This window comes from Micromonospora sp. NPDC049580 (genome assembly GCF_040675595.1).
Classification (GTDB): domain Bacteria; phylum Actinomycetota; class Actinomycetes; order Mycobacteriales; family Micromonosporaceae; genus Micromonospora.
Genome location: NZ_JBFAPG010000098.1, coordinates 1 through 15,939 on the forward strand (window position 1 = coordinate 1; position 15,939 = coordinate 15,939).

At 71.0% G+C, this 15,939-nt stretch carries 14 protein-coding genes and 1 pseudogene; 8 read left to right on the forward strand and 7 right to left on the reverse strand.

From position 1 onward, the window contains the following. From AB0J68_RS11465 to AB0J68_RS11475, 3 genes and pseudogenes are all read right to left on the reverse strand, one after another. A pseudogene (locus AB0J68_RS11465) lies at positions 1-146 on the reverse strand (4Fe-4S ferredoxin); the annotation flags it as partial. Between the two features lie 3 nt (positions 147-149). Beyond that, positions 150-3,425 (reverse strand): formate dehydrogenase, encoded by a 3,276-nt coding sequence (fdh, locus tag AB0J68_RS11470; protein ID WP_363937959.1) that lies wholly within the window; start codon positions 3,423-3,425, stop codon positions 150-152. 136 nt (positions 3,426-3,561) lie between these two features. Continuing rightward, on the reverse strand, positions 3,562-4,359 hold the full coding sequence (locus tag AB0J68_RS11475) for a PrsW family intramembrane metalloprotease (protein ID WP_354856811.1): 798 nt from the start codon (positions 4,357-4,359) through the stop codon (positions 3,562-3,564). A 140-nt stretch (positions 4,360-4,499) separates the two neighbouring features. Here AB0J68_RS11475 and AB0J68_RS11480 point away from each other — a divergent pair, with 140 nt between their 5' ends. Next, entirely contained in the window at positions 4,500-5,204 is a 705-nt protein-coding gene (locus AB0J68_RS11480; protein WP_363937960.1) for a permease-like cell division protein FtsX, read from the forward strand. Positions 5,205-5,220: 16 nt separating this feature from the next. Here AB0J68_RS11480 and AB0J68_RS11485 read toward each other — a convergent pair whose 3' ends face one another. Next, positions 5,221-5,640 (reverse strand): ASCH domain-containing protein, encoded by a 420-nt coding sequence (locus AB0J68_RS11485; RefSeq protein WP_363937963.1) that lies wholly within the window; start codon positions 5,638-5,640, stop codon positions 5,221-5,223. 61 nt (positions 5,641-5,701) lie between these two features. Here AB0J68_RS11485 and AB0J68_RS11490 point away from each other — a divergent pair, with 61 nt between their 5' ends. Then, positions 5,702-6,100, forward strand: a complete 399-nt coding sequence (locus AB0J68_RS11490) for an NUDIX domain-containing protein (RefSeq protein ID WP_354856817.1) — start codon at positions 5,702-5,704, stop codon at positions 6,098-6,100. A gap of 891 nt (positions 6,101-6,991) precedes the next feature. Further along, the gene (locus AB0J68_RS11495) at positions 6,992-8,521 is read left to right on the forward strand and encodes a TROVE domain-containing protein (protein ID WP_363937966.1); all 1,530 of its coding nucleotides are present in this window, start codon (positions 6,992-6,994) and stop codon (positions 8,519-8,521) included. Between the two features lie 39 nt (positions 8,522-8,560). Here AB0J68_RS11495 and AB0J68_RS11500 read toward each other — a convergent pair whose 3' ends face one another. After that, the gene (locus tag AB0J68_RS11500; RefSeq protein WP_363937968.1) at positions 8,561-9,445 is read right to left on the reverse strand and encodes a LysR family transcriptional regulator; all 885 of its coding nucleotides are present in this window, start codon (positions 9,443-9,445) and stop codon (positions 8,561-8,563) included. 55 nt (positions 9,446-9,500) lie between these two features. On the opposite strand from AB0J68_RS11500, the gene AB0J68_RS11505 reads away from it, so the two are divergent. After that, positions 9,501-10,778, forward strand: coding sequence for an MFS transporter (locus AB0J68_RS11505; RefSeq protein ID WP_363937969.1), 1,278 nt, complete (start codon positions 9,501-9,503; stop codon positions 10,776-10,778). 48 nt (positions 10,779-10,826) lie between these two features. Here AB0J68_RS11505 and AB0J68_RS11510 read toward each other — a convergent pair whose 3' ends face one another. Next, positions 10,827-11,576 carry a glyoxalase gene (locus AB0J68_RS11510; protein ID WP_363937970.1) on the reverse strand — a complete coding sequence of 250 codons (750 nt, stop codon included), beginning with the start codon at positions 11,574-11,576 and terminating at the stop codon, positions 10,827-10,829. 165 nt (positions 11,577-11,741) lie between these two features. Between AB0J68_RS11510 and AB0J68_RS11515 the strand changes: the two genes are divergently transcribed. Genes AB0J68_RS11515 through AB0J68_RS11530 form a run of 4 tightly spaced genes read left to right on the forward strand, consistent with a single transcriptional unit; the run spans position 11,742 to position 14,999 of the window. Next, the gene (locus AB0J68_RS11515; RefSeq protein WP_363937972.1) at positions 11,742-12,668 is read left to right on the forward strand and encodes a hypothetical protein; all 927 of its coding nucleotides are present in this window, start codon (positions 11,742-11,744) and stop codon (positions 12,666-12,668) included. Next, a complete protein-coding gene (locus AB0J68_RS11520; protein ID WP_363937975.1) occupies positions 12,665-13,117 on the forward strand; it encodes an ABA4-like family protein in 453 nt (150 codons plus the stop codon). Before AB0J68_RS11515 ends, AB0J68_RS11520 begins: the two co-directional genes overlap by 4 nt. A gap of 5 nt (positions 13,118-13,122) precedes the next feature. Then, complete coding sequence (locus tag AB0J68_RS11525; RefSeq protein WP_363937978.1) at positions 13,123-14,376, forward strand: histidine kinase; 1,254 nt, start codon at positions 13,123-13,125, stop codon at positions 14,374-14,376. Continuing rightward, on the forward strand, positions 14,373-14,999 hold the full coding sequence (locus AB0J68_RS11530; protein ID WP_363937981.1) for a response regulator transcription factor: 627 nt from the start codon (positions 14,373-14,375) through the stop codon (positions 14,997-14,999). The genes AB0J68_RS11525 and AB0J68_RS11530 overlap by 4 nt, the downstream gene beginning before the upstream one ends. Before the next feature lie 21 nt (positions 15,000-15,020). Here the strand turns inward: AB0J68_RS11530 and AB0J68_RS11535 are convergent. Then, a partial coding sequence (locus AB0J68_RS11535; RefSeq protein ID WP_363937983.1) for a gamma-glutamyltransferase occupies positions 15,021-15,939 on the reverse strand: 919 nt, incomplete at its 5' end.

Here is a 15,939-nt window from a genome sequence, read left to right on the forward strand (position 1 = left end):
TTCCACTCCTTGCAGGCCACCTCGCACGCCTTGCACCCGATACACACGCTCGTGTCGGTGAAGAACCCCATCCGCGGCGGCGCGTCCACATAGCCAGCGTCCGGCGCCGGGTCGAGCGGCCCGTACAGGGCGTTGGGGTGGGGCATCGGTCAGGCCTCCTGGTCGCTGCTGCTGTCGGCGACGTCGGTCGTGATCAGCGGCGGGTAGCGGTGGGTCAGGTGCCCCGACCGTCGCCGGTAGTCGAATACGAGGTTCAGCAGATCCTGGCCCCTCGGGCGTCGGCCGGGCCGCACGTCGCACGTGCCGACCTTGCTTTCCTGGATGAGGACGTTGGGGTCGAGGGTGATGCCGAACAGGTCGTTGGCCGAGTCGCCGGTGACCAGACCCTCGTAACCGAAGTGGTACGGCACCCAGACCTGGTGGATGATCCGACCGTCTACCCGCAGCGGGGTGATCCGGTCGGTGACCAGGACCTTCGCCTCGATGGCCGCGCGGGCGGTGACCAGGTGCGCCCAGCCCAGGTGGGTCAGGCCGCGTTGGGCGGCCAGTTCCGGCGACACCTCGACGAACATCTCCGGTTGCAGCTCGGCGAGGTGCGGCACGGTCCGGCTCATGCCGCCAGCGGTGTGGTGCTCGGTGAGCCGGCTGACCGTGAACACGTACGGGAAGACGTCGCTGTACGGCTCGGGCGGGCTCGGGTTGAGGGTGTTGATCGGATGGATGTAGACCTTGCGAGCCGGGTTGGCCTGCTGGCGGTAGAGCGGGTTGCGCACCGGCGACTCGATCGGCTCGTAGTGCGTCGGCAGCGGCCCGTCCAGCACGCCGGTGGGCGCGTAGAGCCAGCCCTTGCCGTCGCCCTGCATGATGAACGGGTCGTCGCCGGCGATCCCCGCCGGCCCGGACGCGTCGGCCGGCGGCCGGTACGACGGCGGTTTGGTCTTCTCGAAGTCCGGCACGTCGTAGCCGGTCCACTCGGCCTTCTCCGGGTCCCACCAGACGTACTTCTTGCGCTCGCTCCACGGCCTGCCCTCCGGGTCGGCCGAGGCACGGTTGTAGAGGATGCGGCGGTTCGACGGCCACGCCCAACCCCATTCGAGCGCCACCGAGGACTGCTCCGAGCCGGGCTTGCGGCGCGCGGCCTGATTGACGCCGTCGGCGTACACCCCGGTGTAGATCCAGCAGCCACCGGCGGTGGAGCCGTCGTCCTTCATCTCCGTGTAGCTCGACAGCGGTCGGCCGCTGGCCACCTCGTACCCGTTGATCTCGTACAGCACCGATTCGGCGCTCGGTTCGGCGTGCGGACCGTGCGTGGGGTAGTTCCAGTTGAGGTCGAGCAGCGCCCGGTCGCGGGGCCGGGTCGAGCCGGCCAACCGCTCCCTGATGAGGCGTCCGAGGTGGTAGAAGAACCACAGCTCGGAGCGGGCGTCGCCCGGCGGCTCGACAGCCTTCTCCCGCCACTGCAACAACCGCTGCGTCTGCGTGAACGTGCCCTCCTTCTCCACGTGCGACGCGGCGGGCAGGAAGAACACCTCGGTACGGCACTCCTCCGGCACGATCTCGCCCGTCTCGATCTCCGGGGCGTGCTGCCAGACCGTGGCACTTTCGATCATGAACAGGTCCCGCACGACCAGCCAGTCCAGGTTGGCCATGCCCAGGCGCTGCGCCCGGCCGTGCGCCGAGCCCACCGCCGGGTTCTGCCCGAGCAGGAAGTACCCCTTGACCTTCCCGTCGATCATGTTCAGCACCTGCTGGTAGGTGCCGTGATCGCCGGTCATCCGGGGCAGGTAGCCGTAGCAGTAGTCGTTGTCCGCGGTCGCCGCGTCCCCCCAGTACGCCTTGAGCAAGTTCACGCCGTAGGCGCGCGCGTCACCCCAGAAGCCCTTCTGCCCCGGGTGGCGGATGCTGTCCACCCACTCGCCGAAGGTCGGGTGGTCGGCGTGGTGCGGCATCGGCAAATAGCCGGGCAACAGGTTGAACAGGGTCGGGATGTCCGTCGAACCCTGGATGCTCGCGTGACCGCGCAGCGCCATCACCCCGCCACCCGGCCGCCCCATGTTGCCCAGCAGCAACTGGATGATCGCCCCGGTACGGATGTACTGCACGCCCACACTGTGCTGCGTCCACCCCACCGAGTAGATCAGCATGCCGGTGCGGTCCCGGCCCGAGTTCGCCGTCCACGCCTGCGCCAGTTCGAGGAACTTCTCCTGCGGGATCCCGCAGACCCGCTCCACCATCTCCGGCGTGTAGCGGGAGAAGTGCCGCTTGAGGATCTGGTAAACGCAGCGCGGATGCTGCAACGTCTCGTCCCGCTGCGTCTGCCCGCCCACCGGCGCGCCGTGCGACTCGTGCTCCAGCCCGGCCGCCGTCTCCCGCTGCGTCTCGGTGTCCCGGGGGGGGATGTTCTCCTCGACGCCCTCGTACTGCCAACTGCTCTGGTCGTAGCTGGCGTTGTCCTCGGCGAAGCCGGAGAAGAGCCCGTACAGATCCTCGGTGTCGCGGTACTCCTCGGTCACGATGGTGGCGGCGTTCGTGTAAGCGACCACGTACTCGCGGAAGTCCAGCTCGTTGTCGAGGATGTAGCGGATCACGCCGCCGAGCAGGGCGATGTCGGTGCCCGCCCGGATCGGCAGGTACGCGTCCGCCACCGCGCTGGTCCGCGTGAACCGCGGGTCGACGTGGAACACCTTTGCGCCACGGTGCTTGGCCTCCATCACCCACTGGAAACCCACCGGATGTGCTTCCGCCATGTTCGAACCCTGGATGACGATGACGTCAGCGTTGGCGATGTCCTGCTGGAACTGGGTGGCGCCGCCACGACCGAAGCTGGCCCCCAGACCGGGGACGGTGGCGGAGTGTCAAATACGCGCCTGGTTCTCGATCTGCAGCGCCCCCATCGCGGTGAACAACTTCTTGATGAGGTAGTTCTCCTCGTTGTCCAGCGTCGCCCCGCCCAGACTGGAGATCCCCAACGTCCGGTTGAGCGGCCGGCCCTCGTCGTCACGGTCTTCCCAGGTCTCGTCCCGGGCAGCCAGGACCCGATCGGCGATCATGTGCATCGCCGTGTCGAGGTCGAGATCCTCCCACTCGGTGCCGTACGGCCGCCGGTAGCGGACCGTCGTCTGCCGCAGCGGACTGGTCACCAGACTCTTGCTCGCCGAGCCCTTCGGGCAGAGCCGGCCCCGCGAGATAGGACTGTCCGGGTCACCCTCGATCTGTGTGACCTGCCCGTCCTTGACGAACACCCGCTGGCCACAACCCACCGCGCAGTACGGACAGACCGACCGGGCGACCGAGTCGGCGGTGTCGGTGCGGGCGGTCAGCGACAGTGACAGGGCCGACTTGGCCGCCGCGCCCCGCCCGAGCGGGTCGGTGCCGGTGAGCTGGCGGTAGAGCGGCCAGCTCTCGACCCAGCGGCGCACCCCCATCGCTGCACCTTCCCGACGAAAGCCACTAAATGTGAACAGTCCGACAGTAGATGAGGTGCCAGCCCGGCCGCAGCGGGATCAGCAGAGCGGGCCATTTCGCGCTGGCCGCCGACGGCATGGTGTAGGAGGGCCGCGATCAGTTCGACGGGTGCTGGACCGCCAGGCGATCACCGAAGGTCCGGTAGCGGTGCAGCTCCCAGAACAGCCAGCCGATGCTGACGATCGCCAGTACGACGAAGACCAGCGAACCGGAGAACGTGTCCCAGAGGGTGTGCAGGACGACGACGCCGAGGAAGGTGCCGAGGAACCCGAACAGCCGGCCGACGCTCGGGCTGGCCAGCAGCGCCCACAGCGCTCCGGCGGTGAGCCCGGTCCAGGCGGTGTGCCCGGCGGGCGCGGTCAGACCACGGATGAACAGGGTCTGCTCCACCGCGCCGATGTTGCCCTGCGAGCTCAGCAGCGCGGTGAAGGCGTACCCCATCGTCTCCAACGCGGCGAAGCCCATGCCGGCGGCCACACCGATGACCAGACCGTCGGACGGCAGACGGCGACGGTGCTGCGCCAGGGCCGTGAACAGCAGCACCACGGGGACGATCAGCTTCGCCGACTCCTCGATCAGTGCCACGAACAGCATGGGCAGGGCGCCGAGGCCGCGCAGAGTGTCGTACTCCAGGGTGCCGGCGACCACCGTGCCGATCACCCCGCCGAAGAACGCCGATGTCACCAGAACCGACGCCGGCACCTGCCAACGCCCGGTACGGGCCTGGGCGAACGTGAGGAACGTCAGGGGAGCCAGGGTCGCGCCGAGCAGGATCAGTGCTGGCACGAAGTTCGGGTTCTGGGTGCGCACGAGGGTCCGCAGCACCGCCAGATACAGGATCAGCCCGATGACGAGCACTCCGACCCACGCCCAGCGGCGCGAACGATCACCCATACCGGGGAGTCTCGCGGATCCAGGTTACGAAGACCAGCCACGATGCTGGGATCCCCACGACTACCCGGCGGATCTCGCCCGCGCACCGCTGGCCGAACTCGGGCAGCGGCGTTGACGAAGGGTCGTTACGATCTCCGCCCATGCGTCGCCTCGCCCCGTCCCTGGCATTCGTCCTCCTGCTCGGCCTGTCTGCCTGTACCTCGAAGCCCGCGGAGTCCACGACCGTCGCACTGACCGTCATCTTGGACACCGACGTCACGGCGGAACGGAAGAACGCCGTGGAGCAGCGACTGAGGTCGATGCCCAGCGTCGAGGAGGTGACAGTCGAAACCCGCGAGCAAGCGTACGAGCACCAGAAGGAGACCTTGAAGGACAGTCCCGACCTGTTGGCGAAAGTCAAGCCGGAGTACGTGCCGGAACTGCTCCACGCCACGGTCACCGACGCACCGATCGCCGAGGCGGTCGAGCTGGTGATGGCCGACGTGGACGGCGTCGCGGATGTCGCACTCAAGGTCGCGGACGTCCATCCCATGCCCTCGCGGATCGGGATCGTCGTCCGCCTGAAGTCGGCCGCGACCGGCGAGCAGCGGACAGCCGTGGAGCAGGCCGTCCGGGCACTGCCGACCGCCCAGTCGGTCGACTTCGAGGACCGGGCCGCCGCGTACGAACGCCTGCGCACGCGCTGCCAGGGCAAGGGCGAGCTGGCCACGCAGCTCGAACCACAGATGGGACACGACTCCTGGCGGTTCGAGGTGCCCTTGGACAAGAAGGGCCCGGGGGTGTCCGAGCTGATGGAACTCGACGGGGTCGACGTCGTACGGCTGGTCCCGCTCGCGATGCTGTAGCCGCCACCCGGGCAGCTCAGAGCACGTGCAGCAGCCGGAAGCGCTTGGTCACCACCAGGGTCTCGTCGTCGACCGTGAAGTCGGGGTCACCCAATTCGGCGCGCACCTGCGCGCTGTGCCAGAACGACTCGTGCCCCGCCCGCCACTGCGCCACCGACTCGTCCCCCTCGCCCTCGGCCAGGGCGTGCGCCAGGTCCACGTCGGCGAGCCGGACCACCCGCACCTCGGTCAACTCGATCGCCGCCACCCGCCGCCCCTGCGAGTCCACCACCGCGGATCGCTGACCGACCTCCGGCAGCGGCTCGTTCGCGTGCTCGTAGCCGAGCAGCAGCGCGGACGTGGAGGTCTTCGCGCCGGCCAGGATCGCGGCAACGAGCGTGTCCCGCAGCGGCCCGGGGAACCCGAACTCCGCCACCGAAAGATGATCCAGATCCATCCACGGAGGGTACGCCCGACCGTCGGTGACGGGGGCCGGCCAGCGTGGCATGGTCTCGTGCATGGCCACCTACGACGTCGCCCTCGTCCTGCTCGTCGACGCCTCCGGGGCGGTGCTGATGCAGCATCGCGACGAGCACGCGCCCGTCTCACCCAACCAGTGGAGCCTTCCCGGCGGTCACATCGAGCCCGGCGAGTCGCCCGAGCAGGCGGCCCGCCGCGAGCTGCTGGAGGAGACCGGCCTGACAGCCGGTGAGCTGCGCCTGCTGTGGAGCGGTCCGCGCCCGTACGAGGCGGGCTTCGGGCACACCGTGACGGTGCACATCTTCCATGGCGTCACCACCGCGCGACAGGAAGACGTCGTGCTCGGCGAGGGGCAGGCCATGGTGTTCGTCCCACGCGACGAGGTGTTCGATCGGGAGCTGGCGGCCTCGACCGCGCTGGTCCTGCCCATGATCTAGACGAATAAGTCCTAACTCAAGACGGGGCTGGGGCTGCGGCGAAGGGCGCTGGTCATCCGCTTTGGCTGCCCGCCGTGTCGATGTGCTGGTGAGCGGTATACCTCAGAGGTATGAATATTACTCTGAGGTATACCGCTCACCACCGCATCCGCCCCCACGGAGGTGACCGACGGTCGCCGCCGGCCACCGGCTGCGCCCACCGCCCGGAGTCCTCGACAGCGGATGCGGAATCGGGTTGTTGGCGTGGCAACGCGGGCCTACCGTCATGGGGCACCTCCCGGTGCGCAGGCAACGGCTACTTCCGCTTCCAATCGGGGAGACGTGGGTTCGAATCCCACCGCCATGTCACGTGGCGTCGACCAGCGGCCCAGGTCACCTTGGCCCGCGAGGGCCGGTCGCCGTCGCCGCTTCGATCTCGGGAGGTGCTCTCGCCGCACGCCCGGTGCGACGGATACGGTTACTTCCTGGTGAAGGCCCGGCAAGGGCCTGCGGTTCGAACCCGCGAACACCGTGTCCACTTTTGATCTCGGGCGTGTGGTGCGACCAGCCGCCGTCGATCACAAGATCACAAAACCCGTTGCCCCTCCCGCACCGCTGCCGCTACGGTCGTGACCGCACTTCCCGGTGCGTAGGCGACGGCTACATCTGGAGGGGTTCCGGCCCCGGTGAAGGACATCCGTCGCCAACCTCGATCTCGGGAAGCGCGACCACACGCACACCCGGTGCGCAGGCAACGGTTACTTCCCGGCTCCGCAGATGGTGGTTCGAATCCCCCCGACACCTTCGGGTCGGTGGTTCAACGGACAGAACGGCGGACTAGTCCGTGGCCGACTCTGATCTCGGGTGTGCGCTGTGGTGGCGCCTTCTCGGCCGACTGACGTGGGGGACGTCATGGCCAAGTTCAACGTCAAGCTGCGCACGAGCCGGCATCGGCCGGCGACCGGCGAGGGCGCACCCGGTTTCGTCCGTGAGCCGCGCCTCGAACTGTTCCTGCTCGGTGTCTCGAACATGGTGGGCGAGGCCAGCTTCTACGAGCCCGCCACCGACCGCGACGGCCGCTTCCGCGACCTGGTCGCCACCGTCGCCGTCGCTGATCCCGACTGGTTCGCGCGCTTCGTACCGTGGCTTCGCACCGGAGCGATGATGCGCTCAGCGTCCGTGGTGGCGGCCCTTGAGGGTGCCCGCGCCCAGGTAGCGGCGGGAATCCCGGGTTCGCGTGCGGTCGTGGATGCGGCGTTGCAGCGTGCGGACGAACCGGGCGAGGCGCTCGCGTACTGGCTGGCTCGTCATGGCCGGGCACTGCCCAAGCCAGTGAAGCGGGGCATCGCCGACGCGGCGGTCCGGCTCTACACCGAGCGGAGTCTGCTCAAGTACGACTCCATCGCCAGCCAGGTGCGCTTCGGTGACGTCATCGAGCTGACCCACCCCAGCGCCAGGGATGAGCGACAGGGCGACCTGTTCCGGCACGCGCTGGATCGGCGGCACCGGCGGGACAACCCGGTACCCCCGTCCCTGCGGATGCTCCGGGCGCGGGACGTGCTCATGGCGATGCCTGTCGAGCAGCGCAGGGAGTTCACCGATCCGGCGACGCTGGGCGCTGCCGGTATGACGTGGGAGGCGCTGGCCGGCTGGCGACAGAGCGCGATGGACGCGGCGGCATGGGAGTCGGTCATCCCGACGATGGGCTACCTGGCGCTGCTGCGTAATCTGCGCAACTTCGACCGGGCCGGGGTCAGCGACACCGTCGCGGAGACCGTGGCGGCAAAGCTCTCCGACCCCGCTCAGGTTGGGAGTTCGCGGGTGCTGCCGATGCGCTTCCTGTCGGCGTACAACGCGGCGCCGAGCCTGCGCTGGGCGTACCCGCTGGAGAAGGCGTTGCAGCACGCCCTGGCGAACGTGCCCGCCCTGGACGGGCGGACGCTGATCCTCATCGACACGTCCGGCTCGATGCAGAGCCCGTTCAGCAAGGACGGCACGCTGCTCTGCTGGGACGCCGCCGCGGTGTTCGGTCTCGCGCTGGCCGCCCGCGCGCAGTCGGCCACTGTGGTGTCGTTCTCCGATGACAGCCGGGTGTTCCCTGCGGTGGCGGGCGAGTCGGTCCTCGCGGCGGTGCGGCGGTTCAAGGAGGGCGGCTACTTCCTCGGCAGGGGAACCGACACCGAGAAGGCGGTCCGCGAGCACCACGGCCGACACGACCGGCTGATCATCCTCACCGATGAGCAGGCCCACTGGCACGGCTCGACGGATGTCGTCGCGGCGGTGCCGGCGGAGGTGCCCATCTACACCTGGAACCTGGCCGGATACCGGGTCGGGCACACGCCGACCGTCACGAACCGGCACACCTTCGGCGGACTGTCCGACGCCGCGTTCGCGATGATCCCGCTGATCGAGGCCGGGTCCGACGACCGGTGGCCCTTCTGATCCGCGCTGCGGGGCTGCGCCCGCCCCGCAGCGCGCGGGTCAGGGTAGGAACTCGCCGGTCAGGGCGATGAGGGCGCGGGCGGCCGCGCCCACCGGTCGGTCCACCGGCGTGGCGAGTGACGCCGTCCAGTCGAGGTCGGCGTCGGTCACCGTCAGCGTGCGCACGCCCTCGGCGTCGGCGACGGCGAAGCGGGGCAGCAGCGCGATGCCGAGGCCGTGCCGGACGTGGTCGGCGCCGGTGGCGATGTCGGGGATCTCGATCGTGACGCGCCGGGACAGGCCGGCGGTGGCGAACGCCCGGTCGGTGACGGCGCGGTTGCCGTACCCGACCGGGGAGTCGATGAAGTTCAGCCCGGCGATTTCCCCGAGCGTCACCGCCTCGCGGGCGGCCAGCGGATGATCGTCCGGCACGACGAGATCGATCACCGAGCGGGCCAGCTCCGTGAAGCGGACCTCGGCCGGCGGCGCGCCGGGCAGCGAGACGAACGCGAGGTCGAGCCGGCGCTCCGCGAGCGCGTCGATGAGCCCCTGGGAGCCGGACGGAGCGACGCTGGTGTGCAGCAGCACCCCGGGATGCCGGCGGTGGAACTCGCCGAGCAGGGCCGGCAGGTGCAGGAGTCTGATCGACGTCATCGTGCCGATCCGCAGGGTGCCACGGAGGCCGCCGTGCACCTCGGCGACCGCGTCGCGGGCGTCGCGGGCCGCGTCGAGGGCGATGCGGGCGCGGGGCAGCAGCGCGGCGCCGGCGTCGGTGAGGAGTACGCGTTTGGAGTTGCGGTCCAGCAGCGGCGCACCCAGTTCGCGTTCCAGGGTCTTGACCGCCGCCGAGACGGCGGACTGGACGACGTGCAGGCGGGCGGCGGCGCGGGTGAAGTTCTGCTCCTCGGCCACGGCGACGAAGTACTCGAGTTGGCGGAGTTCCACGTCCCCAAGTATCACCCATACTGATCGTTGCTAGCGTCAACTTTCGTTGCACGCGATGATCGGGTGGGGCGACAGTGGGGTCATGTCGTCGACGACCCTGTCATCCCGCCGGCCCGCCGCCACGCTCACCCGCACCGAAGGATCCTCTCCCCGCCACGGTCGGGGCTTCTGGGTGATCGCTCTGGCGTTCCTGACCGCGATGGCGTTCGGCACCGTGCCGGCCCCGCTGTACCCGCTCTACATGGCCCGGGACGACTTCTCCACGTTCATGGTCACGATCGTGTTCGCGTCGTACGCGGTGGGCGTGGTGATCAGTCTGCTGCTCGCCGGGCACGTCTCGGACTGGGTCGGCCGGAAGAAGATCCTCATTCCGGCGCTGGTGTTGGAGCTGGTCGCCGCCGCGCTGTTCCTGGGCGACGCGTCCCTGCCGGTGCTGCTGGTCGCCCGCCTGGTGAGCGGACTGGGCATCGGCATGATCACCGCGACCGCCACCGCCTACCTGCAGGAACTGCACGCGGCGCACCGGCCCGGCGCGTCGCGCCAGCGCTTCGAAGTGGTCTCCACCGCCGCCAACATCGGCGGCCTCGGCGTGGGCGCGTTGGTCGCGGGCGTCCTCGCCCAGTACGTCCACGCGCCGCTGCGCACTCCGTACCTGGTGTTCGCCGTGCTGCTGACCGCCAGCATCGTGGCGGTCGCGGCGACCCCGGAGACCGTCAAGGAACGGCTGGTCAAGCCCACGTACCGGCCGCAACGGATCAGCGCCGACCACGGCGACCAGGCCGGGTACGTGGCTGCTGCCGGCGCCGGTTTCGCGTCGTTCGCCGTGTTCGCCCTGTTCACCTCCGTCGCCCCGAGCTTCGTCGCGGGAGCCCTGCACCTGCCCTCGCGGGCGCTGGCCGGCGCGGTCGTGTTCGCCGTGTTCGGCGGCGCCGCCGTGGCGCAGACCGTCACCAATCGGCTCCCCGCCCCGGCGAAGGTACGGCTCGGGCTGCTGGCGCAGGCGGTCGGCGTGCCCGTCGTGCTGGTGGGTATGCACACCGCCAGCCTGACCGCGTTCCTGGTCGGTGGTGTCGTCGCCGGTGTCGGGGCCGGCGTGCTGTTCAAGGCCGCCGTCGGCATGGTCGCGGCGATGGCCACGCCCGCCCGGCGCGGCGAGGCCCTGGCCGGGCTGTTCCTCATCGCCTACCTGGGAATGAGCCTGCCGGCCGTCGGCATCGGGATCGCCACGCGAACCGTCAGCACGATCACGGTGATGAACTGGTTCACCGGACTGCTGCTCGTCCTGCTCGCCGGTGTGACGGCGCTCTTCCGTCGCCGCCCCGCAGCCCGCTGACCCGCCGACCGGGGTCGGGCCGTGTCCGGCCCGCCCCGGACCGTGCGGTCAGCGCGGATCGGACCACCAGGGTTCGAGGACGACCGGGTCCGCGATGTAGGCCCGCACCTGCGTACGCTCCGACTCGGTCAACGTCAGCGCGCGGAGCTGGGCACCCCACTCGGGCACCCGATCGGTCTTCCCCAGCGCGATCGACAGCTCGATCAGGCCGGCCAGCGCCGTGGCCTGCTCGACCGTCGGAGCGTCTTCGGCACGACGGCGCATCCCCGAGTCGAGCGCCCGGTAGGCGGCCCGGTCGTCCAGCTTGAACTCGCGCAGGATCCGCGCGTTGTCGAGCACCCGGGCCAGTCCTTCAAGCTCGGACGACCCGCCGTACTCCAGATCCTTCGGCTCGTCTCGCTGGATGAAGATGATGGTGTTGCCCGACGGGTCGACGACGCTGAACCGTGATGCCCCGGCACGGTAGCGGGTCAGCCGGGGAAGGCCCTTGACCAGCACCTTGCCGTGGACGCGGCGCATCGCGTCGGCGAACGCCGCGTGGTACGGCGCGACCGCGTCGACCAACACCAGGCAGCCGCCGGTCTGTTCCTTCGCCGGGTCGAGGTCCTTCGGCGCGGGCCCGTAGTGCAGCGCGAACCCGCTCCACTGAACGACCAGATACACGTACGGCCTCATCTGCTCGTAGGTCACCTCGAAGCCCAGGGCACGCCAGAAGGCCAGGGTCTCCTCCGGCGCCGGGCAGGGCAGCAGCGGCACGGTGGTCTCGTTCGGCTGGACGCGGTCCTCGTTGATCGTCATGGTCACTCCCGGTCCGGTCGGCAGGCCGGCCATTGTGCCAGCACCGGCGGCGGGCCGCCCCGATCGCGCCTCCTACCCAGGGAGGAGATGCGCTCCGACCCCGGGCCGCAACCGGGGCCCGCGGTCGGACGCGACCGGCGGGAACGGCCACGAGCATCTACAGACATGACTACCGTTCTGCGTCGGGCGACACACTGGAACCGCCCCCTCCTGATTCTCGTCTGCGCGATGGCGGTGCTCGCCGTCATCGCCACGGTCGGCATCCTCGTCGACCCGCGCGTCCTCACCGGGGCGCCGATCTGGCTCAAGCCGTTCAAGTTCGCGGTGTCCTTCGTCCTGTACGGCGCGACGCTCGCCTGGATGCTCTCCCTGCTGCCCCGGCGCAGCCGGATCGCCGAACGAGCGGTCATCGTCATCGTCACGGTGGCGGTTTTCGAGAACGCGTGGATCGTCGGTCAGGTGATCCGCGGACAGACCAGCCACTTCAACGACACCACAGCCCTGAACACCGCCCTGTTCGCGACGATGGGCGCGGCGATCATGGTGCTGTTCCTCGCGCACCTCGTCATCGGGATCGTCGTGCTGATCCGGCGGATCCCCGACCGGGTCGCCGCGACCGCCGTCGGGTGGGGGCTCGGCCTGTCCCTGCTCGGCATGCTCGCGGCGGTGCCGATGGTGCTGCCGATGCAGGACCCGGGCATCGAGGGCATCTCCGGGGCGCACAGCGTCGGCGTGGCCGACGGTGGGCCGGGGCTGCCCGTGGTCGGTTGGAGCACCACCGGCGGCGACCTGCGGATCGGGCACTTCGTGGGGCTGCACGCCCTGCAGGCCCTGCCGATCCTGACGATCCTGCTGACCCGTTTCGCGACCCGGCTCGACGCGCGCACCCGCGTCCGGCTGCTGGTCGTCGCGGGCGGCGCGTACGGCGTACTCACGATGCTGTTGACCTGGCAGGCCCTGCGCGGGCAGCCGCTGCTGCGCCCGGACGCCCGCACCCTGGCCGCCGTCGCGGCCCTGGTGGTCGCGACGGCGACCGCCAGCGGCCTGGTCCTGGCCCGCCGACGCCGCCCGGAACTGGCGCTCGCGGCATGACCGCGACGCTGTTCTCCCTGACGTTCGCGGTGGCCGCGCCGTTCTGGGCGCTGATGATCCTGGTGCCGCGCTGGTCCTGGACCACCCGGATCATCAGCTCACCGCTGATCGTGCTGCCCGTCGTGGTGATCTACGCGCTGCTGGTGGTCCCGGCGTTCGGCGAGGTGCTGCCCGCCGTCGCGTCGCCGACCCTGGCCGGGGTACGCGACCTGCTCGGCACGCCCGACGGCGCGGCGGCGGGCTGGGCGCACCTGATCGCGTTCGATCTGTTCGTGGGCCGCTGGGCGTGGTGGGACAGCCGGGAACGGGGGGTGCCGGCGCTGGTCATGGCTCCGGTGCTGGTGCTGACCATCCTGCTCGGACCACTCGGGCTGGCCGCCTACCTGGGCGTACGGACGCGGTGGCCGCGGTCGGCGGTCGCTGCCACCGACCGTGAGCACCTAGGCTGACGACCGTGGGGCGGCTGGGACGACTGTTCGACACGCGGGACGCGCGTGTGCGGATGGTGCTGCTCGACCTCAGCGGGTTGGGCTACCTGCTCGTCGTGCCCCACTCCGGCTCCGCGCCAACGGTGACACAGTGGATCCTCGCGGTGGCCGCGTTCGCCGCCGCGCTCGTGACGTATCGCCGGCCGGTGGTCAACCTGGTGCTCCAGACGGCGTTGCTGGCGGTCGCGGTCTGCCTCATCGACGACTTCACCATCAACCAGGTGGGGGCGAGCTGGGCTCTTCTCGAGGTCACCATGCTCTCGGCTCGCGCCCGCACCATCTGGCTGGGCGCCGGGCTGCTGGCCGTGGTCGACCTGACCGACTCGATCGGCGACCCGCTGCGCCAGGTCGCCTCCGGCGTCGTCGGGCTGGCCCTGGAGGTCGGTGTCCCGGTGCTGCTCGGCCTGGTCATCCGGACCAACCGGGAGCTGGGTCGGCAGGCCGTGGAACGGACGCTGGCCGAGCAGCGGCGCCGCGAGTCGGAGAGCCGCGCGGCGCGCGCCGACGAGCGCAGCGCCATCGCCCGCGAGCTGCACGACGTCGTCGCCCACCACGTGGCGTCGATGGTGCTGCGGGTCGGTGTGGCCCGGCACGTCCTCACCGACCTGGACCCCCGGGTGGACGAGGTGTTCGACGACGTGCACGGCACGGGCACCGCGGCCCTGGCGGAGCTGCGCCGGCTGGTCGCGGTGCTGCGCAACCCCGACGGGGTACGCGGAGACGCGGCGCTGACCGCGATCGAGCCCTCGGCGCTCCCCTCGGCGCTCGGCGCCGCCGTCGACCGGGCCCGCCAGGGCGGCATCACCGTGGAGGCCGACATCGACGCGGCGATCGGCTCACTCGACGCGGTGCGCGGCCTGGCGGTGCTGCGGTTGACCCAGGAGGCGCTGACCAACGTGGCACGCCACGCCGGGCCGGCCGCGCGGGCGCACCTGGTGGTCGCCCTGCACGCCGGGGCCGTGCACTGGGAGGTCACCGACGACGGGGGTGGCGTCGACGGCGACAGCGCGCCGACGGCCGTGCCGGCCGGCGGCGGCCACGGCATCACCGGGATGTCCGAACGCGTCGAGGTCCTCGGCGGCCGGCTGGAGGCGGGACCGACCGGCACGGGCTGGCGCGTGCGGACCGTCCTGCCGAACACGCTCCCCGAGACCGCCGCCGGGCCGGCGCCGCGGGCCCGTGAGGTACCGGCCGCATCGGCCGCCCCGGAGCCCGCGTGATCCGGGTCCTGCTGGTCGACGACCAGCACCTCATTCGCGCGGGCCTGCGCATGCTGTGCGACGCGCAGCCCGACATCGAGGTCGTCGGCGAGGCCGACAACGGCCGCGAGGCGGTCGTCCTCGCCGCGCGGCTCATCCCCGACGTCGTCGTCATGGACCTGCGTATGCCCGGCGTCGACGGAATCACCGCGACGTCGCGGATCCTCGCCGAGCGTCCCGCCACCCGGGTGCTGGTGCTGACCACGTTCGGCGACGACGACCACCTCTACCCCGCGCTGAGCGCTGGGGCGTGCGGCTTCCTGCTCAAGGACGCGCCCCCGACCGAGCTGCTGGACGGCATCCGCCGCGCCGCCGCGGGCGACAGCCCGTTCACCCCGGAGGTGCTGCACCGCCTCGTCCAACGCGCGGTGCGCGCCCGCGCCGAGCCGCCCCGACCCGTGCAGGGGCTGACCGCCCGCGAGCAGGACGTGCTGACCCTGGTCGCCGAGGGCCTGTCCAACAGCGAGATCGCCGAACGGCTCCACATCGGCGTCACCACCGTCAAGACCCACATCACGAGCCTCATGACCAAGACCGACAGCCCCAACCGCGTACGCCTGGCCCTGTTCGCGCGCGGCGCCTGACCCTCGGCCATCCGGCGCCCGCTACCGGCCGCACGCGTAGCCCTGCATGCCTCTCGGGTTGGCGCCGGCGGCGAGCACGCCCGTGCCCGGGTCCCGGGTCACGGCGCAGAGCCGGCCCAGACTCCACGCGTCGGCGAGCCGCACCTCATGCCCGTACGCCCGCAGGGCCCGCACCACGTCGGCGTCGAACCGGTCCTCCATGAGCAGGACGCCGGGCTCCGAGTCGCGGGGATAGAACGACGCCGGCAGGCTGACGGTGTGCCACGCGGGCGCGTCGATGGCCTCCTGCAGGTGCTGACCGCCGACGAGGTGGCGCAGCAGGAAGGGCACCTGCCACTGGTCCTGCTGGTCACCGCCGGGCGTACCGCACGCCAGGACCGGCTCTCCGTCGCGGTGCACCATCGTCGGGCTCAACGTGGTGCGCGGTCGGCGGCCCGGGGCGAGCGACGAGGGCAGCCCCTCCTCCAGCCAGAACATCTGCAGCCGGCTGCCCAGCGGAAAGCCGAGTTCCGGGATCGTGGGCGAACTCTGCAACCAGCCACCACTCGGCGTCGCCGAGATCATGTTGCCCCAGCGGTCGACGACGTCCACGTGGCAGGTGTCGCCCCGGGTCACCCCGTCGGACCGCACCGTCGGCTCCCCCGTGGTCGGGTCCGAGGCGTCGACGCGGCGGCCGGCACCGGGTCGGACGTGGGCCGGCAGGCGCGGCTGCGCCCCGTCGGGACTCCCCGGTCGCAGCTCGGTCGACGCGTGGTCACCGACCAGGGCCGCCCGCTCCCGCGCGTACGCCGGGGAGAGCAGCGCCGCGGCGGGCACGTCGGCGCTGTCGCCGTACCATGCCTCGCGGTCGGCGAAGGCGAGCTTGAGCGCCTCGACCTGGGCGTGGACGCCGGCGGCGGTGGCCGTCTCGACGCGCTCGACGACGACGGCGAGTACGAGA

Bases quoted from the DNA above. Each gene is read 5' to 3' on its own strand.
- AB0J68_RS11475 (WP_354856811.1), bottom strand. From the start codon at position 4,359: ATGGGTGATCGTTCGCGCCGCTGGGCGTGGGTCGGAGTGCTCGTCATC.
- AB0J68_RS11480 (WP_363937960.1), top strand. From the start codon at position 4,500: ATGCGTCGCCTCGCCCCGTCCCTGGCATTCGTCCTCCTGCTCGGCCTG.
- AB0J68_RS11485 (WP_363937963.1), bottom strand. From the start codon at position 5,640: ATGGATCTGGATCATCTTTCGGTGGCGGAGTTCGGGTTCCCCGGGCCG.
- AB0J68_RS11490 (WP_354856817.1), top strand. From the start codon at position 5,702: ATGGCCACCTACGACGTCGCCCTCGTCCTGCTCGTCGACGCCTCCGGG.
- AB0J68_RS11495 (WP_363937966.1), top strand. From the start codon at position 6,992: ATGGCCAAGTTCAACGTCAAGCTGCGCACGAGCCGGCATCGGCCGGCG.
- AB0J68_RS11505 (WP_363937969.1), top strand. From the start codon at position 9,501: ATGATCGGGTGGGGCGACAGTGGGGTCATGTCGTCGACGACCCTGTCA.
- AB0J68_RS11510 (WP_363937970.1), bottom strand. From the start codon at position 11,576: ATGACGATCAACGAGGACCGCGTCCAGCCGAACGAGACCACCGTGCCG.
- AB0J68_RS11515 (WP_363937972.1), top strand. From the start codon at position 11,742: ATGACTACCGTTCTGCGTCGGGCGACACACTGGAACCGCCCCCTCCTG.
- AB0J68_RS11520 (WP_363937975.1), top strand. From the start codon at position 12,665: ATGACCGCGACGCTGTTCTCCCTGACGTTCGCGGTGGCCGCGCCGTTC.